This is a genomic window from Clostridium lamae, assembly GCF_033043255.1.
Lineage (GTDB): Bacteria > Bacillota > Clostridia > Clostridiales > Clostridiaceae > Clostridium > Clostridium lamae.
On sequence record NZ_JASCQJ010000014.1, the window covers coordinates 51204 to 78099 of the forward strand.

Genomic DNA, 26896 nt, shown 5'->3' on the forward strand with positions numbered 1-26896 from the left:
TATGAGGTGGACAATATGAATAGTATAAATAAGGATAAACAAAAACAAATAAATGATATGGTTTCAGTGGTAAAACTAGCATCATTAATGTTCACAACTATCATATTTTTTCAGCGTATATTTAATAATAATGAATTTTTAAGCAATTTAGTATATCAACAGATTTTATTTATGGCAATAGGATTTGTAATGATATCATTATTAGGTATATATATATTATGGGCATTTTCATTAGATGATAAAATCAATAAAAATAAATATAGAAAAATTATCTTTATAGAGAACTTAGTTTTTATTGTAATTTTTTTTATTACAGTAATTCTTTCAGGTGCACATTCTAGTGAATATAAAATTATATTTTTATTTATAATTACAAGTGCAACAATACAATTAGGATATAAAAATGGGATAATAGTTTCAATAATTTCTTCAGTTTTAATACTTGGAATGGATATATTGTCTATACAAGAATCAGGAGTTAATAAATATTTTCAAAATGATTTAATATTATCAGGAATATTTATTTTAACTGCATGGCCATTAGGGTTTTATGTAAAAATTGAGGGAGAGCATATAAGTAAATTAGAGGAGCTAGTAAATAAAGATGGGTTAACTGAAGTTTTTAATCACAGGTATTTTCATGACACATTAAAAGAGAAAGTAGCATTATCAGAGAAATATAATGAACCTATTTCTTTGATATTTGTTGATATAGATTTTTTTAAACATTATAATGATTTATATGGACATCAAAGAGGAGACGAAGTACTAAGAGTTATAGGTAAAATATTAAGAGAAAACAGCAGAGAAAATGATATACCAGCCAGATATGGAGGGGAAGAGTTTGCAATAATTTTACCTAATACAAAGGAAGAAGATGCTGTCATTATAGCAGATAAAATAAGAAAAGTTATAGAAGATACTAAATTTTATGGGGAAGAAAATCAGCCCCATGGAATATTGACAGCCTCAATGGGAATATCGGTATATCCAAATAAGGCTAAAGATGAGATAGAGCTTATTAAGAGTGCGGATGATGCATTATATAGAGCAAAATTTTTCATGAAAAATAGAGTAGAGACATATACTTCTGTATTAGATGAAATAAAATCTGATATAGACGAGAAAGATGTAGAATTAGTTGCATCTATAAAGACGTTAATTAGCGTAATAAATGCTAAAGACAGATATACATATGGACATACTGAAAGAGTAGTTCTTTATAGTAGATTGTTAGCTGATAAACTTAGATTAACTAATGAAGATAAAAAAAGTTTAATTCATGGAGCTTATATGCATGATATAGGTAAGATAAATATATCTAAAGATATTTTGACTAAAAGAATGCCATTAACAGATGCTGAGTGGGAAATATTAAAGAAGCATGCTGAAGATGGAACAGAGATTATTAAGCAAGTTAAAAACTTAGAAGGTATAATACCAATAATACTACATCATCATGAAAAGTTTAATGGTACAGGATATCCAGGAAAATTAAAAGGCGAAGAAATTCCTTATTTAGCTCGAGTATTGTGTGTAGTAGATAGCTTTGATGCTATGACTTCTAATAGACCATATAACTTTAGAAGAACTTATGAGCAAGCTATAGAAGAAATAAGAAGATGTAGTGGGAGTCAATTTGATCCTAATATAGCAGAAGAATTTATTGAAGTTATTAATGAAAATAAAAATAAGTTTGATAATTTATTATAAAAAATAGAGGTGAGAGTTTTGAGAATAGGCGTAATTGGTTTAGGAAATATCTGTGAAAAGGCATATTTACCTGTAATTACTTCTCTAGAGAATGTAGAATTAATTTTTTGTACTAGAAATATAGATAAGCTTAAGAGCCTTTCTAAAAAGTATAGAGTAGCTGAGTATGCATCTTCAGTTGAGGAATTAATAAATAAGAACATTGATGCAGCTTTTATTCATACAGCAACAGAAAGTCATACAGAAATAATTGAGAAGTTATTAAATAATAATATTAATGTATATGTTGATAAACCTATAAGCTATAATTATGAAGATAGCATTAGACTATCAAATTTAGCTAAAAAGATGAATAAAATATTTATGGCTGGTTTTAATAGAAGGTTTGCACCTATGTATTCTAGACTTAGGGAATTAAAGTCTCCAGCAATAATTAAACTAGAAAAAAATAGACTTAATAGTCCAAAGGACCCAGTAGTCTTTGTTCTTGATGATTTTATACATGTTATTGATACAATTAGATTTTTAGCTAATGATAAATTAGAGATACTAAATGTATCAGGTAAAAAAGAAAATGGATTATTACATAATTTAGTTGTTACATTAGGTAATAATAATACAACATGCATAGCTATTATGAATAGAGATAGTGGCGCCAATGAAGAAGTGCTAGAATATTATTCTTCAGGAACTAAAGTAATAGTTAAAGACTTAGTTAATTCAAAGGTATTAACAGATAATTCTGATTCAAACTTAAAGTTTAAGGACTGGGATACTATTCTTTATAGAAGAGGATTTGAGAATATAATCAAAGCATTTTTGAAAGCTGTTGAAGATAAGAATCAAGAATGTCTAACTATAGATGATTCCTTAGAAACACATAGATTGTGTAATGAAATAATAGATATGGTAAATAAAATTTAAGGAGCTGTTACGACAGCTCCTTAAATTTTTATTTCCTTCTTAATAAGTCTTTTATTGGTTAATTCTTTAATAAGTTGGTATGCTACGCTAAAGGTTGGTATACCAATTAACATACCAAGCAATCCTAATGTACTACCACCGACTAACATAGCAAGCATGACCCATATAGCAGGTAGACCAATTGAATTACCTACTACTCTTGGATAAATAATATTACCTTCAAATTGTTGTAAGCATAAAATAAATACTATAAACCAAAGAGCTTGGATTGGATTTATAATAAGTATTAAAAATACTGCTGGAATTGTTCCTATAAATGCTCCGAAAACAGGTATTAGTGCTGTTACACCTATAAGTACGCTTACTAATAAAGAATAAGGCATCCTAAATATTGTCATACCTATGAAGCATAAAACACCTAGAATAACTGCTTCAATACATTGACCGGCAATAAATTTTGCAAAAGTAGCATTTGTAAGCCTTCCAATTCGTAAAGTCTTTTCAACAATATTTTTATTAAAAAATGCATATAGAAATTTTTTAAGGTGATATATTAAAGTTTCTTTACTAGCTAACATATAAATGGCTAATACTAAGGACAATACAAAATTTACTATTCCACTAGTGATATTTAATGTTGTACTAAATATACTTGCCAGGGATGAAGTTAGGAAATTAGCAAAAAATCTTAATAGCTCTTGCCATGTATTCAATAATGTATCATAAATATTTTTTAATATTTCTGTAGAATTGACATGATCATTTATTAATACTTCAAATGATTGAATATATCCTGGAACTGCATCAAGTAGTGTAGATGTACTTGAAACTAGTTGAGGTACTACAAAAAGTATTAAAGCTATAATTAATCCTATAACAACTATAAATGTTGTTAAAATAGACAAAGGCCTTTTAAGCCCTCTAACAAAACTAGATTTCTCTTTATCTAGAAAATTAAAGACATTATTTTCAAAGAATTTCATTGGTAAATTTAACACAAAAGCTATTGCAAAGGCCATTATAAATGGGCTAATAATACCTATAACATTATCTAAAGATGAGATTACCGATTTAATATTTAATAAAACAAAATAAAGAATAATTAAATATGTTCCAAGTAAAAGATTTTCTTTGAATTTTTTATTTATTTCTTTCAAATATATTAACCTCCAATATATAAATTGATATAATCTTATTTTAATTGAAGTAGTTAAGGAAATCCAGTAATAAAGTTGAAGGATTTGTAAAATGTAAGTAAAATGTAATATGAAACTATAGATATAATGGAGATGAAAAAATGAGTAAGGTTAAAAATATAAAAACACTATCCCAGAATAGATATTTATCATTGTATAGTGCAGACTATATTAATAAAAATGGAAATTTGAAAAATTGGACGATTGCTTCAAGAAAAGACTTAGAAACTCTAGAAAATATATTTTATAAGAATGAAGAAGATAAAATAGATGCGGTTGTAGTAATTGCAAAGCATATAGATGAAAATAAATTAGTTGTAATTAGACAGTTTAGAGTTCCGCTTAATGATTATGTAATAGAATTACCAGCAGGCTTAGTTGATGGTAATGAAAAGTTTGAAGAAGCAGTAAGAAGAGAATTAAAGGAAGAAACAGGCTTAGATTTAATAGATATTGACATAGAAGGAACAAAAGATAAGACTTATGTTTCAGCAGGAATGACAGATGAATCAGTTGCATTAGTTAAATGCACATGTAAAGGAAATATATCAAGTGAAAATCTAGAAGAAGATGAGGATATAGAGGTAATAATGCTTACAAAAGAAGAAGCAAAAACGTTATTAAATTCAAATGAAAAAATAGACATAAAAGCATTATTAGCAATTCAAAACTTTATATTAAGCTAAGTTAAGTAATAGTTAATAGAGAAGAAGTAAGAAGTAATAGTGAAAAATTTTATATTTCACATTATACATTCTTAATTTAGAGCTGTCTGAGACAGCTCTTTTATTTTATTCTAATAAAATTTTTGAAAGGAGGAAAGATAATAATTATTAAAATGCATGAGGTGTAACAAATGAATAAAAGAAAGTATTTAGTTAATTTTGGAATGGATGAAGATATCGTTGAGGATATTAGAAAGGTGCTTGGATATATAAAAATTCATGGAACTTTTATAGGAGAAAATAATAATAAAATATATTATGAAAAATATAAGGTTAGAAATGAAAAGGGAAGGATAGTAATTTGTCATGGTTTTACAGAATGTATAGAAAAGTATATAGAAATAATATATTACTTTACAAGAGAAGGATACTCGACATTTATCATGGAGCATAGAGGCCATGGGAGATCAGGGTGCTTAGGTGTTGCTGATAATACTCAAATTAATATTGAAGATTTTAATTACTATATAAATGATTTAAAATTATTTATCGATAAAGAAGTATTAAAAAATAATAAAAAAAAATTATTTTTATTTGCCCATTCTATGGGAGGTACTATTGGAAGTATGTTTCTTGAAAAATACCCTGATTATTTTAGCAAAGCTATATTATCTTCACCAATGTTTCAAATAGCAATAGGGAATGTGCCTAAGTTTTTAGCCATAACTCTAGCTAAATTTGAGGTAGCTATGGGGAAAGGTGATGAGTTTATACTTGGGAATATGCCTTATGATAGTACATATAATTTTTTTCTAGCATCTACTTCAAATGAAAATAGGTATGAATATTATTATAGAGAAATAGTTGGGAATAGAAAGCTACAAAGAGGTGGAGGGTCGTATAGATGGTTATATGAATCTTTAAAAGCAACTAATTACATATTAAAAAAGAAACATATAAATAATATTAAAGCAGAAATTATCTTATTTCAGAGTGGGAGAGATGATTTGGTTGGAGCTAGAGGAATAAGGGAATTTGCAAAAAAATGTGATAAATCAAAAGTTATTAAATTCGATAAAGCTAAGCATGAAATATATTTAGAGAATAATGATATATTGGAAGACTATTTAGATATAATATTTGAATTTTTAGAAAATAAAGGTTAGGTGGATTTTTTATTAACAATATTGATATGAAAAAAGTATAATAATATAGATGTTAAAGGGAGGGGTAAAATTGGAAGAAATACTAAAGCTTAAAAATAAATCAGGTAATGTAGTTAATGTTAGGTATAAAGTCTTAGATTTAAGTTATATTGATGAAATAATTCAGCTGCAAGAAAATATAATGAAGGGGCTAGAGGATAAACAATGGTATGCTCCAACTGAAAGAGAAGAGTTCATAAAGTGCATTAATAATGGCGGGAAAATAATCGGATATATAGATGAAAAAGATGATTTAATTGCTATGGCTGTCTATGTGAAAAAAGGATACGAAAAAGGAAATTATGGATATGACTTAGATTTAAAAGGTGAAGAATTACTTAAGGTTGCGCAGGTTGAAAGTACGGTTGTTAGAAGTGATTATAGAGGCAATGGACTCCAACTAATGTTATGTAAAAAAATAGAGGACATAGCTAAATATGATAGTGTGAAGTTATTAGCCTCCACCGCATCTCCTTATAATAAATATAGTGTTAATACATTTGAAAAATTAGGATATGAAATTAAAAAAGACAAAATTAAATATGGTGGTCTAAGAAGATATATTTTAGCAAAAGAGATATAGAGAGATACATGTGAATAATTTTTATAATTCTGAATGGAATTATCAATTAGTACATTCAGTATAGAAAGAGATAAATATTATATGATTGTGACTTAGAGTTTACGAGGTTACAAGAAATATAAAATTTATCTCTTTTTTGGTATAAATCAAAAAAATAAGAAGAAATGTAAAGCTAATCTCATGTAATCAGAAATATTTGTTAAATTTAGTGCTATGTAAATGAAAAAATAGTTGATTAATTCTTAGTAATTTAGTATGATATAATCAATTCAGAGTAATTTAATAAGGATTAATATAGATGAACAATATTAAAAATAAGGAGATGTATGAAAATGAATGATATTTTATTAGATATAAATGGTCTAAAAACTACTGTAGAAGGAAAAGAGATTTTAAAGGGACTTGATTTAAAGATTAAGAGAGGCGAAGTTCATGTAATAATGGGACCTAATGGTGCGGGAAAGTCAACTTTAGCAAACACATTAATGGCACATCCAAGATATGAAAGAATTTCTGGTGATATTTCGTTTGAAGGTGAAGATATAACAGAACTTAAGACTGATGAGAGGGCTAAAAAGGGATTATTCCTATCATTCCAAAGTCCAGAAGAAGTACCAGGAATAACAGTTGAAAACTTTATAAGAAGTGCAAAGATTGCAAAAGAAGGGCAATTAATTAAGTATTTAAAATTTGATAAAGATTTAAAGAATAATATGAAAGATTTAAAGATGGATCAAGAATATTCAAAGAGATATCTAAATGTAGGATTCTCAGGTGGAGAAAAGAAAAAGAATGAGATTCTACAAATGCTTATGCTAAATCCTAAATTAGCAATTTTAGATGAAACAGATTCAGGATTAGATGTAGATGCTATAAGAGTAGTTTCTCAAGGAATTAGTATGTTTACTAATGAAGAAAATGCTGTACTTATAATAACTCATAATAATAAGCTTCTTGAAAACTTAGAACCAGATTATGTTCATGTATTAATTAACGGAAAGATAGTAAAAACAGGAGATGCTAGTTTAGCAGATGAAATCCAAAGAAATGGATACGAAGCATTTAAAGTAGAAGCTGTATAAGACGGAGGTGAATTAAGGTGGAAAACAAGAAAAAAACTTACGTCGAAGATGTAGAAAGAGGAATCTACGACGTAAAAAATGAAGATAGATTCGATTTTAAAGCTGATAAGGGATTGACAAGAGAAATAGTAGAAACAATTTCTAAAGAGAAGAATGAACCAGAATGGATGAGGGAATTTAGATTAAAGGCTCTTGATGTATATAATAAAATTTCATTACCAACATGGGGACCATCATTAGATGAATTAGATATGGATAATATAGTAACCTATGTTAGACCAAAAACTAAGTTAAATGGCACATGGGAAGAGGTTCCAGAGGATATCAAAAAAACTTTTGACCTTTTAGGAATTCCAGAAGCTGAAAAAACTTCATTAGCTGGTGTAGGAGCACAATATGATTCAGAAGTTGTTTATCACAGCATTAAAGAAGATTTAGTTAAACAAGGTGTAGTTTACACTGATATGGAAACTGCAGTTAGAGAATATGAAGATATAGTTAAAAAATATTTCATGAAGTGTGTAGCCCCAAGTGATCATAAATTTGCAGCCCTTCATGGAGCGGTTTGGTCAGGTGGATCATTTGTTTATGTACCAAAGGGAGTACATGTTGATATACCACTACAATCATACTTTAGATTAAACTCACCAGGAGCAGGACAATTTGAACATACTCTAATTATAGTAGAAGAAGGAGCAAGTTTACACTTTATAGAAGGTTGTTCAGCACCTAAGTATAGCGTTACTAATTTACATGCAGGTTGTGTTGAATTATTTGTTAAAGAAGGAGCTAAATTAAGATATAGTACTATAGAAAACTGGTCAAAGAATATGCTTAATTTAAATACTAAGAGAGCAATAGTTGAAAAGAACGGAACAATAGAATGGGTATCAGGTTCATTTGGGTCAAGAATTTCTATGCTATACCCTATGAGTATCTTAAAAGGTGATGGAGCAAAGGCTGAATTTACCGGAGTATCATTTGCAGGAAAAGGTCAAAACTTAGATACTGGAGCTAAAATAATTCATGCTGCACCAAATACTTCATCAACAATTAATTCAAAATCTATTTCTAAAAATGGTGGAGAAGCAACTTATAGAGGAGTAGTAAAGGTAAATGCAAATGCTTATAATTCTAAGTCAGTAGTATCATGTGAATCATTGATGCTAGATAATAGATCTAAATCAGACACAATACCTGTAATAGAATTATTAAATGATGATGTTGAAATATCACATGAAGCTAAAATTGGTAAGATTAGTGATGATACAATATTCTACTTAATGAGTAGAGGAATCACTGAAGAAGAAGCTAAATCAATGATAGTAAGAGGATTCGTAGAACCTATATCAAAGGAATTACCATTAGAATACGCAGTAGAAATGAATAATTTAATTAAGCTTGAATTAGAAGGGAGCATAGGATAATGAATAGAAATATAAGTTTTAATAATATTAATAAGACTCCTGTAAGAACTAAAAGCTGGTTAAAGGTTAATGATGTAACATTAAAGGATTATGAGGCTCCTGAGATTAAGGAGTTCAATAATTATAAGGTAACTAGTAATGAACTAGATGGAGTTACAATTGAAGAGTTAAAAAAGGGAAAAGTATTTCCGTTAAATAAAAAGTTTATATATGGAGCATCAGAAGAATTAATAAATCAAGGAGAGCTTGATTTCAATAAGGGATTTCTTATAAATATAGGAAAGAGAGCAAAGCTTCAAGAACCAATATTTATAGAATTTAATATGGATAAAGAAAATGATGCTTTAGTAGATAATATTTTAATAGTTGCTGAAGAAGAATCAGAAGCAAAGATTATTATTAAATATAACTCAAAGGATGATTCTCACGGATATCATAATGGAGTATGCAAAATATTTAGTAAAAGTAATAGTAATATACAAGTAGTTAAAGTAAACTTATTGAATGATAATACTGTAAATATAGATTCAAACCTTTCAGATATAGATAGTTATGGAAATGTTGATTTCGTATTAGTAGATTTAGGTGGCAAGGTTAGTGTTACAAATTATCATGGGGACTTAATTGAAGATAGTTCAGAAAGTAATTTAAGCTCAATTTATCTTGGTGGAGATAAAAAGATAATTGATATGAACTATGTATCAACTCATAGAGGTATAAGAAGTAAATCTCAAATAACAGTAAAAGGTGCATTAAAGGGAGAAGCAAATAAAATATTTAGAGGAACTATAGACTTTAAAAGAGGTGCAACTAGAAGTGCAGGAGCTGAAGAAGAATATTGTATGTTATTATCAAAAAAAGCAAAATCAAAAGCACTTCCATTACTATTATGTGAAGAGGATGATGTATCTGGTGAACATGCAGCAGCATCAGGAAAAATAGATGAAAATAAGTTGTTTTATTTAATGAGTAGAGGGTTAGATTATAATGATGCAAGAAGAATAATTGTTGAAGGGGCATTTAATCCAATTATAGATAAGATAGCAGATGAGCAAACAAAAAATGAGATTTTAGCTGCAATAAAGGGATGTTTAGATAATGAATAATAAGGATTTTTTCAAAGATTTTCCAACACTAAATATAGAAAGAAATGGGAAAAGAATATCATATTTAGATAGTGCTGCTACAACACAAAAACCTAAAGTAGTAATAGAAGCTATTAAAAATTATTATGAGAAATCAAATGCAAATCCTCATAGAGGCGCTTATGAACTAAGCGTCCTTGCTACTGAGGCTTACGATGAAGCAAGAGAAAAAATAAAAAAATTTATAAATGCAGAATACTCAGAAGAAATTATTTTCACTAAAAATGCAACTGAAGCTTTTAACTTATTAGCTGTTTCATACGGAATGAGTTTTATAAATGAAGGAGATGAAATAGTAATTTCTATTGCTGAACATCATTCAAACTTAATTCCATGGCAACAAGTATCAAAGGCAAAAGGTGCGGTTTTAAAATATATGTATACTGATGAAAATGGAGAGCTTACAGAAGAAGAAGTCCATTCAAAGATAACAGATAAAACTAAGATAGTTAGTATAACACATGTATCTAATGCATTAGGAACTATAAATCCTGTAAAAGAAATAGCAGAATATGCACATTCTAAAGGAGCTATAGTAATAGTAGATGGGGCACAAAGTGTGCCACATATGAAAGTAGATGTAAGAGATATTGATGTGGATTTCTTAGTTATAGCAGGTCATAAACTTCTAGCACCAATGGGAATAGGAGTACTATATGGCAAAAAAAATCTATTAGAAAAGATGCCACCTGTATTATTTGGTGGAGATATGGTAGAATATGTATATGAGCAAGAAACTACCTTCAATGTTTTACCATATAAATTTGAAGCAGGAACTCAAAATGTAGAAGCTGCCGTAGGGCTATCAAAAGCAATAGATTATTTAAATGAAATAGGAATGAACAATATTGAAGAAATAGAGAAAAAGTTAATTTCCTATGCAATTGAAGAAATCAGTAAATTAGATTATGTGAAAATATATGGTCCTAAGGATATTAATAAAAGAGGTGGAGTTATATCCTTTGAAATCAAAGGAGTTCATCCACATGATGTAGCTTCAATATTTGATACAGTTGGAGTTTGTATAAGAGCAGGAAATCATTGTGCACAACCTCTTATGAGATATATGGGAATAAATGCAACATCTAGAGCAAGCGTATATTTCTATAATACTAAGGAAGATATTGATAGGTTAGTGGAAGCAATTAAAAAAACATATGATATGTTTTCAAAATGGAGGTAGAGTTTAATGGATTTAAATGAAATTTATACGACTCTTATAATGGAGCATAGTGCATCAAAGCACAATAGGAGAAAATTAGATAATGTGGATTTATCAGAGAGAGGACATAATCCAAGCTGTGGAGATGAAATTACTTTAGAAATAAAACTAAATGGAAACATCATAGAAGATTTAGCATTTACAGGTCAAGGTTGTGCTATATCTCAAGCATCAACATCAATGATGATAGATTTAATTAAAGGTAAAAGTAAAGATGAGGCTTTTAAATTAGTAGATACTTTCATTGGAATGATTAAAAGAGAAATTGATGATGAAGAAAAGTTAGAAGACTTAGAAGATGCAATTGTTCTGAAAAATATATCTAATATGCCAGCAAGAGTAAAATGTGCTGTTTTGGCATGGCATACGTTAAAAGAGGCCATGGATAAGGATGGTAAATAATGAATTGTTACAAAAAATCATTTTATTTTCTAAAATGATTTTTTTGTTTATATAGGGTATAAAAGACACTTATTGGGAGAAATATATAAATATTGACAAATAGACAATGATAATTTCTAATATTAAGAAAATTTAATAGAAATAAATATAAATATAAATTTGATATAGTAATATAGACTATGATAGAATGGATGTATTACATTTAAAAATAAGGAGAAATGAGTAAATGGAAGGAAGTCCCGGGAGTAGTTTTATTTTAATTTTAATTTTAGTTGTTATTAATGCATATTTTGCATCTGCTGAAATGGCAATAGTGTCATTAAACAAAACTAAGATAAATATTTTAGCTGAAGATGGAAATAAGAAAGCAAAATTATTAAAGAATGTTTTAAATGATCCAAATAAATTTTTATCAACAATACAAGTTGGTATAACTTTTGCAGGATTCTTTGCTTCTGCATCAGCTGCAACTTCAATATCAGCTGTTTTTGCAAATCTATTAAAGAATTTTAATATTCCATATGCTGAAAGTATTGCTTTAGTTTTAACAACAGTTGCTATCTCATATTTAACATTAGTTTTAGGAGAATTAGTTCCAAAAAGAATAGCGCTTCAAAATGCAGAAAAATTAGCCATGGCATCTATAAAACCTATAATTTTTATTTCTAAATTAACTAAGCCTTTTGTATGGTTTTTATCATTTTCAACTAACATTATTTTGAAAATATGTAGAGTTAATACTGAAGGAATTGAAGAACAAATCTCTAGAGAAGAGATTAGAAGTTTAATAGAAATAGGTGAAGAAAATGGTGCAATAAATCAATCAGAAAGAGAAATGATTGATGGAATTATAGAATTTGATGATACAACTGCTAAAGGAATAATGACACCTAGAACAGAGACATTTTTATTAAATGTTAATGATAATATCAGAGATTGCATTAAAGACATTTTAGATGAGAACTTTTCAAGAATACCTGTATATGAAGATGAAATAGATAATATTATAGGTATATTGCATATGAAAGACTTATTTGCAAGCATAGTTGAGAAGGGAATAGATAATGTTAAAATAAGGGATTTATTAATAGAGCCATGTTTCTTTATAGAAACTAAAAATATTGATGATGTATTCAAGGAACTTAAAGAGAAAAAAGCCTATATTGCAATTTTAATTGATGAATATGGTGGATTCTCAGGAATAGTTACTATGGAAGACATTATAGAAGAAGTAATGGGAGAAATCCTAGATGAGTATGATGACAATCTAGATATAGAAAAGATTGATGAGCATAATTATATAGTTAGTGGATTAATGACCTTGAATGATATTAATGATTATCTAGATATTGAATTAGAATCTGAAGTAGCAGAAACAATAGCAGGATTATTTATAGAAAAGCTTGGTGAAATACCTACGTCTACAAATAATTGTGAAGTTAAGATTAATAATCTGAAATTAAAATTATTAAAGTTAGATGACAAAAGAATTGATAAGATTCAAATAATAATGGATAATAATATCCAGCAAGAAGCAGTCTTTGATCAAGACAATTAATATAAATAAAAAATAATAAATAAGAAATATGTATAAACTCCTCTAAAATTATAACAATAATATAGAGGAGTGTTTTTATTATGGAAGAAAAAGTTTTAAAGGAATTAAATTCACAATTAGAAGGAGTAATAATGGGAGAAAATGAAATTATAAAACTTCTAGAAAAAGCAAAAGATTATAAAATAATAGAACTATTAGATAATACTTTGAGTATAGCAGAAAAAAATAAATTATCTATCACAGAAGAAATAAAGAGATTAGGTGGCAAGCCTACACATAATGAAGGTGCATGGGGAAAAATTGTAGAAGTATTTAATAGTATTAAGGAAATGACTATTGATACAGATAAGGAAATATTACAAAAGGCTATACAAGGAACAGAAATGGGCTTTAAAGCTATAATAGATTTCCTTATAAAAGAAGTTGATTTAAATAAAGATTTTCAAAAAGAACTAATAGATATATCAGATGAGTATAGCGATAATATTAAGAAGATGCAAGAATATCTAATAGAATTAAATTAATTTTTTTATAACAGATGAAAAGTATATTAAAAATAACCAAAACAACAAAGGAGTAGAGATAAATGAGTGAAAAAATTATGACATTTAGTGATGAAAATGGAAATAAGATAGAGTATGCGATATTAGAACAAAAGTTAATTAGTGGGAAAGAGTATGTGGCAATGGCACCTGTAAAGGATAAATCACATATAGAATTATATAAGATAAATTTTGATAAAAATTGGAATGAATCATTAAGTGAAGTAGATTCAGAAGCCGAAATAAAAATGTTTAAGCAAGTATCATCATTAAAATTCTAAAATACAAGCACAATTTAACTAATAACAAAAAGGAGCATCAAAAATTTGATGTTCCTTTTAAATTAATTCCAAATAGATTAAGGTTGTTCTTCAATTAATTTTCCAGACTTATCATAATACTTATAAGTATAAGAGTAATTATCTCCATTGGAAAATTGATTTATATCTATTATTTTAACAAACACATCTTCTGGAATATCAACAGAAACATAATTATTATTTATTCCTACATTAACTCTACTAAATTCTATGTTACTTCCATCACCATATACAATAAAGTATTGATTAATATTATTTATATGCATAGTTAGATAAAAATTTATTTCCTCTAAACTTCCACTCTGTAAATAATTAATTTTATAATCTCCCCATTTATTCTTACTAAATTCGGCAATCCCGCAGTTGAATTTATTCTTATAAATAACAACTAACTCTTCGTTAAGTTGAATTTTCTTGATAACAGATATGTTTTCAAAGTCACTTATATCATCATTTTGCAACTTAATTATACTTCTTTTAATATTATTCTCATTATTTCCATTTAGATAAAATTTATTATATGCACTTGCTACTATTATATTAAAAGTAATTAAAACAAAGGATATTATAACTACTATTTTAAATATCTTTTTTATATTAATTCTCATTAATTGCCCTCCTCTTTTATTTAGCTATCCACTCTAAAAAATGATTTCTTTGTTTTATAATATAATACAACTATTCGTTGGTTAATCAATAATATATTAACACTAAATGTTAATATATTCCAGAAAACTGTCTCATAAATAATTTATACAATTGCGAACATGTGAGGAATTATTTCCTTTAGTTACATGGATATAAATGTTATATGAGTGCGGCTTGGAGCTTGCGACGGAATATATAAAAAATAAAATTAGAATTTTATTTTGCAAAGTTATTTGTATAATTCTGAATGAAATGAAGAATTATTTCCTTTAGTTTAGAAGGAGATAGATAATGTATGAGGTTGACTTGGAGCTTGCGACGGAATATATATAAAAAAAATTAGAAGTTTAGATTACGAAGCAACTTTTTATAATTCCGAATGAAATGAGGAGTTATTACCTTTAGTTACATGGATATAAATGTTATATGAGTGCGACTTGGAGCCTGCGACGGAATATATAAAAAATAAAATTAGAATTTTATATTGCAAAGTAATTTGTATAATTCTGAATGAAATGAAGAATTATTTCCTTTAGTCTAGAAGGAGATAGATAATGTATGACGGCGACTTGGAGCGAATGCGACGGAGCAAGGAATATATTATCTATCTCCCATTTATATTCACAAATAAATTTGTATATGAATAAGATAAATTAAAATAAGTTTAGGAGAAAAATTTTAATGAATAGTTATAATTTAATTATGAGGCTACAAGCAAAAATGCAAGATCCAAGATTTGCAGAAAGATTTAATAGGATAGTATCAGAATTTAATAGTATTCCTGGAGTTCAACAAGAAGTAATGAGAATAGCTCAAATAGAAGATGAGAAAAAAAGAGAAAAAGCTATATCTAAACTTCCTGAAAGAGTTAAAATTCTAGTAAGAGAGGTTTATTCATTACTTAACGAGTAAAATAAAACTATATTACACATTAACAAAAGAAAAGTTGTTAGCATATATTGAGTATTATAACATTATACGAGGAGATAAAAAATATGGGAACAAATTGTAGATATGATGCTGAAAATTTCGATGAAATTTTAAGTAGACTTCAAAATGATGAATCTGAATCAATATCAAATACAAATTATGATGATTCAGATAATGAATTAAGAAACTTTAATTTTTCAGATAATGATTTAGGAAATTTTAATTTTTCAGACGATGAGTCAAGAAATTTTAATCTTACAGATGAGGAAATAAGAAATTTTAATTATTCAGATGATGATTCAAGGAACTTCAACTTTTCAAATGATGATTTAAGAAATTTAAATTTTTCAGACTGTGATTTGGATGGGCTAAATGTAGATGAATTAAGCTCTACTACTAATACTGGAAGAAGAGAAGATCTAGATGATATAGATTCTGAAAACTTGGGATTAGGAAGTAATAATAATTGTTCAAATGGAGTGCTTAATGCTAGAGAATGCTATGAAAGAGGATTTAGAGAAGGATTTAATAGAGGCTTAAATAGAGGAAGGCAACAAGGAAGAGAAGCTGGACTAAGAGAAGGATTCAGGTCTGGCTTAGAAAGAGGATTAAGTAGAGGAGAGCAATTAGCTAGAGCTAGTTTTCAAAGAGGATTAAGAAGCGGATTTGAAAGAGGATTTAGAGCTGGCTACCAAAGAGGATTTAGAAATGGATGTAATGCAGGTTTTGAAAGAGGAGCAAGGGTAGGATTTAATAATGGTTTTTCAAGAGGATATCAAAGAGCTTTAAGAGATGTGATAAGAGCTATTAATGATTTGGCTTGTAATAGAAATAGAACGGGTACAGTATAAGTATAAAAGAAAGCTTTAATTTATCTTGGATAAGTTATTAGTTATATGTAATATATAAGAGATTAAATATATAAGTGATATTTATAAAATTATTAAATGCTTTCGGACAATGTAAAATGAATAATGAAAAATGTAAAATTAAAAAATATATATCTTTTTAGTAATTCGTTTCGAATTACATCAATAATTCTACATTTTACATTCTATATTTTTAATTAAGGAGCTGCCTGGGCAGCTCCTAGTAATTTTGGTATAGTTATAGTTATTTTTTAGCATACTACATTTGAAATATTAGGGAAATAAGTGTAAAATTAATATATATAATATTAGTAGTTAGGAGGAGAATGAATGAATGATGTAATGATAGCATTTTTAATAACATTATTTGCAGGACTTGCTACAGGAATTGGAAGTTTAATTGCATTTTTAGCTAAAAGTACCAATAAGAAGTTTTTATCTGTTAGTTTAGGCTTTTCAGCAGGCGTTATGATATATGTTTCATTTGTAGAGATATTTTTTAAAGCGAAAGAATCTCTTATTTTAGCTAGGGGGGAAGTAGTTGGTAATTGGCTAACTGTTATTTCTTTCTTTGGAGGAATGCTATTAATAGCTATAATAGATAAATTTGTTCCAAGTGGCGAAAACCCTCATGAGGTTAGATCTATACCTTCAGAAGAGGACGAGGAAGAAAGAAATAAGAGAGGATTATTAAGAACAGGTGTATTCACAGCATTAGCCATAGGAATTCATAATTTCCCAGAAGGGTTAGCAACATTTGTATCAGCTTTAAGTGATATGAAAATAGCAATTCCAATAGCAGTTGCAATTGCGATACATAATATTCCGGAAGGGATATCTGTATCAGTACCTATCTATTTTGCTACAGGAGATAAAAAGAAAGCTTTTATGTATTCCTTTTTATCAGGAATGGCAGAACCTATTGGAGCTATAGTTGGATATTTATTATTAAGAAACTTCTTTAATGATTTATCATTTGGTATAATATTCGCAATGGTAGCAGGTATAATGGTATTTATATCTTTAGATGAATTATTACCAGCAGCAAAGGAATATGGTGAACATCATCTATCAATATACGGATTAATATTAGGTATGATAGTAATGTCACTAAGTTTATTATTATTTCTTTAAAGCAAAGGTTGTCTAGAATACATTTTAGACAACCTTTGTTGATGTGTAAATAATGTATAAATAATGAATAAATAATTAAATTTAAAAAAATAGTAAAAAATATATTTAAAATCAATTATAATAGTAGTGGGAAAATATATTAAAGTGAGGTACATGATGAAGGTAAATTGGAATAGTAAATATACAACCATAGCAGTATATTCATTTTTAGTTGCAGTTTCAGTAATTTTATTTTATTTAGCAATATCTCAAGTATCTATATTTACTGATAAGTTAGATTCGCTATTTGTAATATTGCAGCCATTTATAATTGGTTTTTCAATAGCATATATAATTAACTTTCTTTTAGATTTCTATGAAAATAAAGTTTTTAAAACTAAATACATAAAAAATTTAAAGCTTAAATCTACGAGAGGATTATCAATATTACTTTCATATATAACTGCATTCTTGATAATTAGTATGATAGTAAAATTTGTATTACCACAAGTTATTGACAGTATTGTTGGTTTAGTTAATGATATCCCGACGTATATTGCAAACACAACTGATTTTATAAATAAAATTATTAAGGAATTACATATTGATGAACAGTACTCAAAAGTCCTTATGGATAATATTAATAATTCTATTAATTCTATAATTAGAGTTATAACAAATTTACTTCCAGCATTAGGGGGCGCAGTAGCAAAAGTTGCATCTAGTATATGGAATGTAGTATTAGGTATTATAATATCAGTGTATTTATTAATTGATAAGAATAAATTATGTGCTCTAAGTAAAAAAATAACTTATGCAATTTTAAATGAAAATCATGCTAATAATTTAATTAAATTAGTTCATAGGAGCAACTATACATTTGGAAGATTTTTAGTTGGTAAAATTATTGATTCATTAATAATTGGAGTATTAACATTTATTATATTAACTATATTTAAGATGCCATATACTATTCTAGTATCAGTAATAGTAGGTATAACTAATATTATCCCATTCTTTGGGCCTTTTATAGGTGCAATACCATCATTTATTATAATTTTATTTGTATCACCTATTCAAGCATTATGGTTTTTACCAATAATATTCTTAATCCAACAATTAGATGGAAATTTCATTGGACCTAAGATATTAGGAGATACTATTGGGATATCTGCATTTTGGATTCTGTTCTCGATTTTAGTTGCAGGAAAGGTACTAGGATTAGTAGGAATGATTATTGGAGTTCCTTTATTTGCAATATTCTATTCTATAGTAAAAATATTCATAGAAGCTAGATTAGAGAAAAAAGGTCTTAAAACTGAAACTAAGGATTATATGAATTAATTAAAAATAGGATAGATATTTTAAAAATATCTATCCTATTCATTAATTTTACATTATTCATTTATCTATCATATAGTGCAATTAACTTGTATAATTGCGAATGAAATGAGAAATTATTTCCTTTAGTGTTGAAAGAGATAAATATTATATGACTGCGACTTGGAGTTTACGACGGAGCAAGGAATATGATATTTATCTCTTTTTTACCAGCTTCCAGATGAGCCGCCACCACCAGAAGAACCGCCTCCAAATCCACCAAAGCCTCCGCCGCCAGAAGAGCCTCCACCGAAGCCGCCATATCCTCCATGGCCACCTCTTCCTCCCCGTCTATTACCTCCAGTAAAGAAGAGGATTTTGAGAATTAAAAGAGTAATTCCTCCGCCATTAAATATTAGATCGATTAAAAATAAAACTCCTACTATTCCTATCATACTGAAATTAATAATATTATTATTTTCATAGTTAGTATCTGGAATAGTTATATTTAATGATTTATCTAATGAAACACCATATTCTTCTGCAATTAAGTCACTTAATGCACTATAACTATCAATTATACCTGTTCCATATTCTTCGGTTTTAAATTTTTCCTTAGCTAAAGATTCCATTACTCTATTGCTTAATGCATCTGGTATAGCACCTTCTAAGCCTCTTCCAACTTCCACTCTCCAGTTTCTATCATTTAGTGCAATTAATATTAATAAGCCATTATCTTTACCTTTTTGTCCTATTCCCCAAGTTCTAAAGAGATTTAAAGCATAATCTGAAATTTCTCTTCCATCAGTACTATCTATTATAACAGTTACTGCTTGAGCACCAGTTTTATCTTCTAACTCTTTACCTATAGAAATTATTTTCTCTTTTTCTTCTTCAGTTAATATTCCTACATAATCATTTACATACTTTAAATTAGTAGGAGAGGGATAGTTAGCTTCAGCTGAAACTATTAGTGAAAAACTAAATAATAATAAAAGAGAAGATAAGAAAAATACTTTATACTTTGATAATATTTTCATATCTAACTACTAAAATCAACTGATGGTACTTCACTAGCATTATCACTTGCTTTGTAAAGTGGTTTTTCTTCAAATCCGAAAATTGAAGATATTATATTTGTGGGAAATCTTCTCAATTTAGTATTATAATTAGTTGTTGCAGTATTATAATCTTGTCTTGCTACAGCTATTCTATTTTCAGTTCCTTCTAATTGAATACTTAAGTCTTTAAAATTTTGATTTGATTTTAAATCTGGGTATTGTTCAACAACTACTAATAACCTTGATAATGCGCTAGATAATTCACTATCTGCATTTGCTTGATCTGTAATATTAGTAGCTCCAGCCAACTTACTTCTTGCGTTAGCAATTTCAGTGAATATATCTTTTTCTTGAGTGGCATATCCCTTAACTGTGTTAACTAAGTTAGGAATTAAATCAGATCTTCTTTGAAGTTGTGTATCAATATCTGAAGATGCCTTATTAACTTGCTGTTCTAAGCCAACCAAACCATTATAACTAGATATTATAGGGAAAGCTATTATAGCAATAATTACAACTATAGTTATTAATATCTTCACTCCATTTTTCATAAAAAACACCCCTTTCTTTATATAAATAGTATATGAAGAAAAAGAAAGTCTTATTAAAAATTATTCTATTAATAACATATTTATTAATAGAATAGATGATCAATTGGTTAAAATAATAGAGGAAAAATGTTTAATAGGATGTATAATATTATTTATTAAATAATGATAGACATCTTATATTTATATGAATAAAATATACATATATAATATTCAATTTTTATATTGACAATGAAATATATAATGCTATAATAAAAACATAGTATTCCGATATGATTAATAACGATGACGAGGGAGAGTAATTAGTAATAATTATTATAGAGAGGGCTAGGTTGCTGAAATAGCCTATAATTATGTTAATGAAGTGCACCTTAGAGTTTAATTCCTGAATTAAGTATGGAGTTATGGGTTCTCCCATTATAGAGATTAGGTATTTTTTGTACCGAAGATGAGATGGATATTATATATCTAATCAGAGTGGAACCGTGGAAGTTAGACTTCTGCCTCTGTAATACAGGGCAGAAGTTTTTTTTATTCCTTAGGAATTTTTAATTTCTAGCATTTATAAAATTTAACAATCAAAAAATAGGAGGAAAAAACATGAATATCAATATTAGTTTTAATTTAATTTTGGCAGTAATACTGTCATTAGTGTCATTTTATGTTATTTATTTAGTGAAATCAAAGACTGGTAAGTTCTCATATGCAACTTTAACAGCTTTAACAATAGGATTAATTTTAGGAGCTATTTTCAAAGAAAATCTTTCTTATCTTGAAGTTGTAGGTAAGGGATATATATCATTAATCAAAATGATCGTTGTACCACTAGTTATGGTATCAATAATAACTAGTATAATTAGATTAAAGAATTTAGAAACTTTAAAGTCAATAGGACTTAAAACAATAGGAGTTCTACTTGGAACAACAGGAGTTGCTGCTATAATAGGTTTAATTATAGGAAGATTATTTAATTTAGGACAAGGTTTAAATTATGTTGGCGTAGAGGGATTTACACCAAAAGAAATACCTGCTTTTTCAAAAGTTATTTTAGACTTTTTACCAACTAATCCGGTTGCTTCAATAGTGAATAATCAAATTATACCAATAGTTATTTTTTCATTATTTGTAGCAATAGCATTAGTTATTGAAGATAATAAAAATCCTGAGAAGGTTAAGCCTTTTAAAGATTTCGTATTATCAGTATATGAATTAGTATTAAGTATTACTAGAATAATATTACAATTTATACCATATGGTGTATTTGCTTTAATAGCAACAGCAGCAGCTAAAAATGGTATGGATACTATAAAATCATTAATAGCAGTAGTTTTAGCAGTATATATAGCTTGTATATTACAAATAGTATTAGTGCATACTCCATTAGTAGCATTTGTGGCAAGAAAGAATCCATTTAAATTCTTTAAAGATATATTCCCTGCTCAAGTAGTTGCATTTACAAGTCAAAGTAGTTATGGAACATTGCCAGTTACTATTAAGAGTTTAGTAGAAAATGCTAAAGTTTCTGATAATGTAGCAAGCTTTGTAGCACCACTTGGATCAACAATAGGAATGAATGCTTGTGGTGGTTTATATCCAGCTATAGTTGCTGTATTTGTAGCAAATGTATTTAATGTAGATATGACTATGTATCATTACTTCTTAATAGTACTTACTACTATAGTTTCATCAATTGGTATAGCAGGGGTTCCAGGAGCAGCTACTATGTCAACAACGGTTGTATTATCAACTGCTGGATTACCAGTAGAAGGTATGGCTATGGTAATTGCAGTAGATGCTATTATAGATATGATGAGAACATTAACTAATGTAACTGGAACAGCAGTAACAGCATTAGTAGTTGACGAAACAGAAAAAAGAAAGACTAGAAATAGTGTCCTAGAGCAGTAATAGAATTATAAACGTAAAATAAAGCCTATGTAATAGACAAGCATTTTAGTAAGTCTATTACATAGGTTTTTTTAATAAGAGTAAAAATATTTAACTTAGTACATGGAAATTACTCATTTAACTTTAGTGCAATAATATTCCTTAGAATATCACAAATGGAAAAAAATTCTTTTGATTTGGAAGGTTTTTATGTATAATTAATTAAAATATAATAAGGAGAAAGTATTTAATGAAATATATATTAATCCATGGACTTGGACAAAAATTCTCAAGTTGGAACGAAACAATATCATATATGGTAAATAAACAAAATGCTATTTGTCCTGATTTATCTTCATATATTAATGATGAAAATAAAACATATTTAAGTTTATATAATAAATTTTCTAAGTATTGTGATAGTAACTTAGAACCATTAAATCTATGTGGGCTTTCATTGGGGGCAGTTCTTGCGTTAAATTATGCTATAGATAATCCTACAAAAGTTCAATCATTAGTACTAATAGCAGGTCAATATAGAATGTCTAAAGTATTGCTTAGATTACAAAATATAGTATTTAGATTTATTCCTGAAAAGTCTTTTGAAAGTATAGGAATGGATAGAAAAGGTTTTATAGAGTTGACAAATTCTATGATGAACTTAAATTTTAACCAAGAGTTAAAAAAAGTTTCTTGTCCTGTGTTATTGATATGTGGAGAAAAAGACATAGTAAATATAAAGGCTACAAAAAAATTAGCAGAAATTATGCCAGAATCAGAAATGTTTTTTGTGAAAAATGCTAAACATGAAGTAAACATTGATAATCCAAAAGAATTAGCTGAAATTATTAATGATTTTTATAGTAGGAGATTACCAATAGAAATGGATCTGTTATAGGAACCATATATAATCAAGCTACAGAAGAAATCTATATAGAACTGTCCAAGGATAGTATTAAAGGGAATTGGAAATTTGATTTCTCAGTAGTAGAATAAATAAAAAAAGAGGAATTTATAAAAAGATTACCTTATAAATAACTTTTTATAAATTCCTTCCTTCATTATAGAATTAGATAAATATCATATGAGAGCGACTTGGAGCGTATGCGAGGTCGCAGCGAATATGATATTTATCTAGTTTTTATTTTAATAATTTAACTATTTCTTCTAACTTCTTACCACCAAAGTAAACTTTCTCGTCATTTACTATTATTGCTGGTACGCTCATTATCTTATGCTTATTTTTTAATTCAGGGAAGTTAGATAAGTCTAACATTTCAGTTTCAACATTAGGGTTTTCTATTGCAATTCTTTGTGCAGCCATAACTACATCAGGACATACGTGGCAAGAAAGTGATACACCAACTTTTATATTAAGTTTCTTATCTATAGATTTAATTTCATCTAATAGGTTAGCACTAATTTCTTGACCAGGGCCTGCTATATTATACATAGCTATAATGAATGAGTTTAATTCATGGCCACCAGGAACTCCGTGGAATTTAACACCAGAGTATTCACCATCTTTATTTAAGATAGCAACTATAGGGAATTTATTTGCATGAACCTTATCTTCCATTTCTGGATTTTCACCTTTTTTGTAGATAAGTGCTTCAACTTTATCGCCTAAATCAGCTATATCTAAAACTAAGTCTCTTAATTCTATAGATTTAGCATTACTTTCATCTACAATAGAAACTAGAGATATTTTATTTTCAAATCTAGCTAAAATTCCTTGTATTTGACCTCTTAAAGCATCATTTAATAGAGAACTCTTACCAGATTTCATAGCAGAAGATGCAGCAACTTCTTGTTTAGTTTCTACTTTATCTTCTTCAATATATTCATCAACTATTCCAAGTCTTTCTTTTTCTGAAGTTACATATCTTTCAGCATCAGTTGCAGCAATAGCACCATCAGCAACTGCAGTAACAACTTGTCTTAACATCTTAGGTCTTAGATCACCAGCGGCATAAACACCTTTAACATTAGTTTCCATGTTTTCGTTAGTTAATATATAACCCCATCTATCCATATCTACTTTGCCTTTAAATACATCTGTTTGTGGTTGATATCCAACAAAGACAAAGATACCAAATGTTCCATCTTCCGTTGGAGGATAGTATTCAGAAGTTTCATTAGTTACATTATTAATTAATTTCACTGATCTCAATAAATCATCGCCAACAGCTTCAACAACTTCAGTATTAAATCTTATTTCTATATTTTTATTAGCTTTAACTTTATCACCAATAGATTTAGCACAAGTGAATTCAGGCTCTCTAGCAATTATTATTACTTTCTTAGCAAATCTTGTTAGATATATAGCTTCTTCAGCAGCTGCAAAACCTGCACCGATTACTAAAACCTCTAAACCTTTAAAGAATTCACCATCACAAGTGGAGCAGTATGCAACACCTCTACCACCATATTCAATTTCTCCTGGGAAACCTAATTTTCTTGGTGATGCTCCTGTAGCTATAATTACAGCTCTTCCTTTAATATCACCAGTATTTGTTTTTATGCTCTTAATTTCACCATCAAAATCTACATCGATAACATCAGCAGTTTGGAACTTAACACCAAAATTTTCTGCTTGAAGTCGCATTTGTGAAGTTAGTTCGGAACCACTTATTTTTACTATACCAGGATAGTTTACAACTTCAGCAGTTGTACTAATTTGGCCACCTGTATGTTCTTTTTCAATAATTAATGTTCTAAGTTTTGCTCTACCAGAATATAAACCTGCAGATAAACCAGCTGGACCACCGCCAATTATAATTAAATCATAAATATTATTGCTCATATAAGCCTCCTTTATAAAATGAAAGTATTTAATCTATATCTCTATTATTACTTAATAATTATTATCAATTAGTCTGTTAAAAAAATAGCGAGTTTCCTCGCTAAATCTTATAATGGAGGAGAAAAAATCTCCTCTATGTTATTTCAATATATTAGAGCTTACCAACTAGGTCTAAGCTTGGTACTAAAGTTTCATCTCCAGGAGTCCAGTTAGCTGGGCAAACTTCGTCGCCATGTTCTCTTACGAATTGAGCAGCTTGAACTTTTCTTAATAATTCTTCTGCATTTCTACCAATTCCGTTTTGGTGAACTTCATAAGCTTGAATTACACCATCTGGATCAACTATAAATGTTCCTCTTAAAGCCATACCTTCTTCTTCTATAAGAACTTCAAAGAATCTTGCTAATTTACCAGTTGGGTCTGCAAGCATTGGATACTTAATCTTTCCAATTGTTTCAGTTGTATCAGCCCATGCTTTATGAACGAAATGAGAATCTTCAGATACTGAATATATTTCTGCTCCTATTTCTGTAAAGCTATCATAATGATCAGCTAAATCTCCTAATTCAGTTGGGCAAACAAATGTGAAGTCTGCTGGATAGAAGAAGAATATTCCCCACTTTCCTAATACATCCTCATTTGTTACTTCTACAAACTTTCCGTTGTGGTAAGCTTGAACCTTAAATTCTTCAAGTTTTCTTCCTATTAATGCCATATATTTTTCCTCCCTTAAGTAATTTTCTTTATGTATTAATAATAATTATTAATTAATAATTTGTCAATACAATTTCATAAATTATTAAATTGTTCAAAATTTTTTTAAATTAAAGAAAAATGAAAAGAAAATGTGGAAAACAGATACATATAAAAATTAAATAAATATTAAGACGATTAATATAGGTTGTATATAAGATATTTTTAGTATAAAATATATTTAAAAAGTAGATTTTATAGGGAGGATATATAATTGAATAAGGGTGGAATAAGATTATATTATAAGAATCAAGAAGAGCTAAGTTATGCATTAAGAAACTATATAGATGATTATTTTGAAGGTAATATTGAAGATGAGGCATTAGAAGATAAAATCTATATGGTTATACAAGCTAATAAGAACAAATTTTATAAAGACAATGAAATAGCTAAAAAACCTAAGCAAATACTTGGTAAAACAAGATTAAATGTACTAGAGCAAATTTTAGGCAAAAAACATGAATAGTAGCTTAACATTATTTATATTGAGTTCTATTAATGTTATTTAAAGGTTTAAAATTGTAATATACTAGATTAAAATAAATAACTAAAATAAGGAAGAGTACAACCTCTTCCTTATTTTAGTTATTTATTTCTAAATTACTTACTGAAAATCCAAAAAATTCAGGGATTAAGTTTTTAGAAGAATCACTCATTAAACTAAAATAATAAGAGTACTCATTTTGAGTGCTACTTAAATAAGTTTTAAAGTATTCCTTGGATATATCAAGCTCTTCAAGCATCTTATAACATTCACTTAAAATAAAATATAATTCTCTTATTAAATTATATTTAATAGAGAAACTTTCTCCTATTAAAATAGCTTTATTATATTTTTTCATCTCATAATAGGATTTAACTAATAAAAATGTTATATAGCTATTTATATGATAATAGTCATTATTTGAATTAAGGGACTTAAGATAATAATTTGATGCCATAGAATATTTCTTTAAAAGATAGTATTCATTTGCAAT

The 26896-nt window shown here is 27.8% G+C and carries 26 protein-coding genes, 1 pseudogene and 1 other annotated feature; of the genes and pseudogenes, 20 read left to right on the plus strand and 7 right to left on the minus strand.

What is annotated here, in order from left to right; translation table 11 throughout:
- Nucleotides 1–15: 15 nt before the first annotated feature.
- Together QK892_RS08925 and QK892_RS08930 are read left to right on the plus strand one after the other, a co-directional pair.
- Nucleotides 16–1713 carry a bifunctional diguanylate cyclase/phosphohydrolase gene (locus tag QK892_RS08925; protein ID WP_317273198.1) on the plus strand — a complete coding sequence of 566 codons (1698 nt, stop codon included), beginning with the start codon at nucleotides 16–18 and terminating at the stop codon, nucleotides 1711–1713.
- Between the two features lie 9 nt (nucleotides 1714–1722).
- Entirely contained in the window at nucleotides 1723–2637 is a 915-nt protein-coding gene (locus QK892_RS08930; protein WP_317273199.1) for a Gfo/Idh/MocA family protein, read from the plus strand.
- A gap of 20 nt (nucleotides 2638–2657) precedes the next feature.
- Here the strand turns inward: QK892_RS08930 and QK892_RS08935 are convergent, their stop codons facing one another.
- A complete protein-coding gene (locus QK892_RS08935; protein ID WP_317273200.1) occupies nucleotides 2658–3794 on the minus strand; it encodes an AI-2E family transporter in 1137 nt (378 codons plus the stop codon).
- A gap of 140 nt (nucleotides 3795–3934) precedes the next feature.
- Here QK892_RS08935 and QK892_RS08940 point away from each other — a divergent pair, with 140 nt between their 5' ends.
- The 11 genes from QK892_RS08940 to QK892_RS08990 all read left to right on the plus strand — a co-directional run bounded on the left by QK892_RS08940 (nucleotide 3935) and on the right by QK892_RS08990 (nucleotide 13945).
- Complete coding sequence (locus tag QK892_RS08940; protein WP_317273201.1) at nucleotides 3935–4519, plus strand: NUDIX hydrolase; 585 nt, start codon at nucleotides 3935–3937, stop codon at nucleotides 4517–4519.
- 170 nt (nucleotides 4520–4689) lie between these two features.
- Nucleotides 4690–5664, plus strand: a complete 975-nt coding sequence (locus QK892_RS08945) for an alpha/beta hydrolase (protein WP_317273202.1) — start codon at nucleotides 4690–4692, stop codon at nucleotides 5662–5664.
- A 70-nt stretch (nucleotides 5665–5734) separates the two neighbouring features.
- Entirely contained in the window at nucleotides 5735–6286 is a 552-nt protein-coding gene (locus tag QK892_RS08950) for a GNAT family N-acetyltransferase (protein ID WP_317273203.1), read from the plus strand.
- Between the two features lie 332 nt (nucleotides 6287–6618).
- Nucleotides 6619–7368 (plus strand): Fe-S cluster assembly ATPase SufC, encoded by a 750-nt coding sequence (gene sufC / locus QK892_RS08955; protein WP_317273204.1) that lies wholly within the window; start codon nucleotides 6619–6621, stop codon nucleotides 7366–7368.
- A 17-nt stretch (nucleotides 7369–7385) separates the two neighbouring features.
- The gene (gene sufB, locus QK892_RS08960) at nucleotides 7386–8795 is read left to right on the plus strand and encodes a Fe-S cluster assembly protein SufB (protein ID WP_317273205.1); all 1410 of its coding nucleotides are present in this window, start codon (nucleotides 7386–7388) and stop codon (nucleotides 8793–8795) included.
- Nucleotides 8795–9901 carry a Fe-S cluster assembly protein SufD gene (sufD, locus tag QK892_RS08965; protein ID WP_317273206.1) on the plus strand — a complete coding sequence of 369 codons (1107 nt, stop codon included), beginning with the start codon at nucleotides 8795–8797 and terminating at the stop codon, nucleotides 9899–9901. The genes sufB and sufD overlap by 1 nt, the downstream gene beginning before the upstream one ends.
- On the plus strand, nucleotides 9894–11123 hold the full coding sequence (locus tag QK892_RS08970; protein ID WP_317273207.1) for a cysteine desulfurase: 1230 nt from the start codon (nucleotides 9894–9896) through the stop codon (nucleotides 11121–11123). Before sufD ends, QK892_RS08970 begins: the two co-directional genes overlap by 8 nt.
- 6 nt (nucleotides 11124–11129) lie before the next feature.
- A complete protein-coding gene (sufU, locus tag QK892_RS08975; RefSeq protein ID WP_317273208.1) occupies nucleotides 11130–11564 on the plus strand; it encodes a Fe-S cluster assembly sulfur transfer protein SufU in 435 nt (144 codons plus the stop codon).
- Between the two features lie 226 nt (nucleotides 11565–11790).
- Nucleotides 11791–13122 carry a hemolysin family protein gene (locus QK892_RS08980; protein ID WP_317273209.1) on the plus strand — a complete coding sequence of 444 codons (1332 nt, stop codon included), beginning with the start codon at nucleotides 11791–11793 and terminating at the stop codon, nucleotides 13120–13122.
- An 80-nt stretch (nucleotides 13123–13202) separates the two neighbouring features.
- The gene (locus QK892_RS08985; protein WP_317273210.1) at nucleotides 13203–13646 is read left to right on the plus strand and encodes a DUF2383 domain-containing protein; all 444 of its coding nucleotides are present in this window, start codon (nucleotides 13203–13205) and stop codon (nucleotides 13644–13646) included.
- Nucleotides 13647–13708: 62 nt separating this feature from the next.
- Nucleotides 13709–13945, plus strand: a complete 237-nt coding sequence (locus QK892_RS08990) for a DUF1292 domain-containing protein (RefSeq protein WP_317273211.1) — start codon at nucleotides 13709–13711, stop codon at nucleotides 13943–13945.
- Nucleotides 13946–14022: 77 nt separating this feature from the next.
- Here QK892_RS08990 and QK892_RS08995 read toward each other — a convergent pair whose 3' ends face one another.
- Nucleotides 14023–14592 carry a hypothetical protein gene (locus QK892_RS08995; RefSeq protein ID WP_317273212.1) on the minus strand — a complete coding sequence of 190 codons (570 nt, stop codon included), beginning with the start codon at nucleotides 14590–14592 and terminating at the stop codon, nucleotides 14023–14025.
- A gap of 721 nt (nucleotides 14593–15313) precedes the next feature.
- On the opposite strand from QK892_RS08995, the gene QK892_RS09000 reads away from it, so the two are divergent.
- The 4 genes from QK892_RS09000 (at nucleotide 15314) to QK892_RS09015 (ending at nucleotide 18888) form a co-directional block, all read left to right on the plus strand.
- A complete protein-coding gene (locus tag QK892_RS09000) occupies nucleotides 15314–15544 on the plus strand; it encodes a hypothetical protein (RefSeq protein ID WP_317273213.1) in 231 nt (76 codons plus the stop codon).
- An 83-nt stretch (nucleotides 15545–15627) separates the two neighbouring features.
- Entirely contained in the window at nucleotides 15628–16413 is a 786-nt protein-coding gene (locus QK892_RS09005; protein WP_317273214.1) for a FliH/SctL family protein, read from the plus strand.
- A gap of 348 nt (nucleotides 16414–16761) precedes the next feature.
- Entirely contained in the window at nucleotides 16762–17565 is an 804-nt protein-coding gene (gene zupT / locus QK892_RS09010) for a zinc transporter ZupT (protein WP_317273215.1), read from the plus strand.
- A 156-nt stretch (nucleotides 17566–17721) separates the two neighbouring features.
- Nucleotides 17722–18888, plus strand: a complete 1167-nt coding sequence (locus tag QK892_RS09015) for an AI-2E family transporter (RefSeq protein WP_317273216.1) — start codon at nucleotides 17722–17724, stop codon at nucleotides 18886–18888.
- A 203-nt stretch (nucleotides 18889–19091) separates the two neighbouring features.
- Here the strand turns inward: QK892_RS09015 and QK892_RS09020 are convergent, their stop codons facing one another.
- Nucleotides 19092–19904, minus strand: a complete 813-nt coding sequence (locus QK892_RS09020; protein ID WP_317273217.1) for a TPM domain-containing protein — start codon at nucleotides 19902–19904, stop codon at nucleotides 19092–19094.
- Nucleotides 19905–19906: 2 nt separating this feature from the next.
- Nucleotides 19907–20476, minus strand: a complete 570-nt coding sequence (locus tag QK892_RS09025) for a LemA family protein (protein ID WP_317273218.1) — start codon at nucleotides 20474–20476, stop codon at nucleotides 19907–19909.
- Between the two features lie 273 nt (nucleotides 20477–20749).
- Nucleotides 20750–20984, plus strand: a binding site (T-box leader).
- Nucleotides 20985–21073: 89 nt separating this feature from the next.
- On the opposite strand from QK892_RS09025, the gene QK892_RS09030 reads away from it, so the two are divergent.
- Both QK892_RS09030 and QK892_RS09035 read left to right on the plus strand, forming a co-directional pair.
- Nucleotides 21074–22381, plus strand: a complete 1308-nt coding sequence (locus tag QK892_RS09030) for a dicarboxylate/amino acid:cation symporter (protein WP_317273219.1) — start codon at nucleotides 21074–21076, stop codon at nucleotides 22379–22381.
- A 229-nt stretch (nucleotides 22382–22610) separates the two neighbouring features.
- The gene (locus tag QK892_RS09035; protein WP_317273220.1) at nucleotides 22611–23258 is read left to right on the plus strand and encodes an alpha/beta fold hydrolase; all 648 of its coding nucleotides are present in this window, start codon (nucleotides 22611–22613) and stop codon (nucleotides 23256–23258) included.
- 243 nt (nucleotides 23259–23501) lie between these two features.
- Here the strand turns inward: QK892_RS09035 and QK892_RS09040 are convergent, their stop codons facing one another.
- Nucleotides 23502–25166 (minus strand): FAD-dependent oxidoreductase, encoded by a 1665-nt coding sequence (locus tag QK892_RS09040; RefSeq protein ID WP_317273221.1) that lies wholly within the window; start codon nucleotides 25164–25166, stop codon nucleotides 23502–23504.
- A gap of 151 nt (nucleotides 25167–25317) precedes the next feature.
- Entirely contained in the window at nucleotides 25318–25881 is a 564-nt protein-coding gene (gene ahpC / locus QK892_RS09045; protein WP_317273222.1) for an alkyl hydroperoxide reductase subunit C, read from the minus strand.
- Nucleotides 25882–26133: 252 nt separating this feature from the next.
- Between ahpC and QK892_RS09050 the strand changes: the two genes are divergently transcribed.
- Entirely contained in the window at nucleotides 26134–26385 is a 252-nt protein-coding gene (locus QK892_RS09050) for a TIGR04540 family protein (RefSeq protein WP_317273223.1), read from the plus strand.
- A 115-nt stretch (nucleotides 26386–26500) separates the two neighbouring features.
- Here QK892_RS09050 and QK892_RS09055 read toward each other — a convergent pair.
- A pseudogene (locus QK892_RS09055) lies at nucleotides 26501–26896 on the minus strand (glycosyl transferase); the annotation flags it as partial.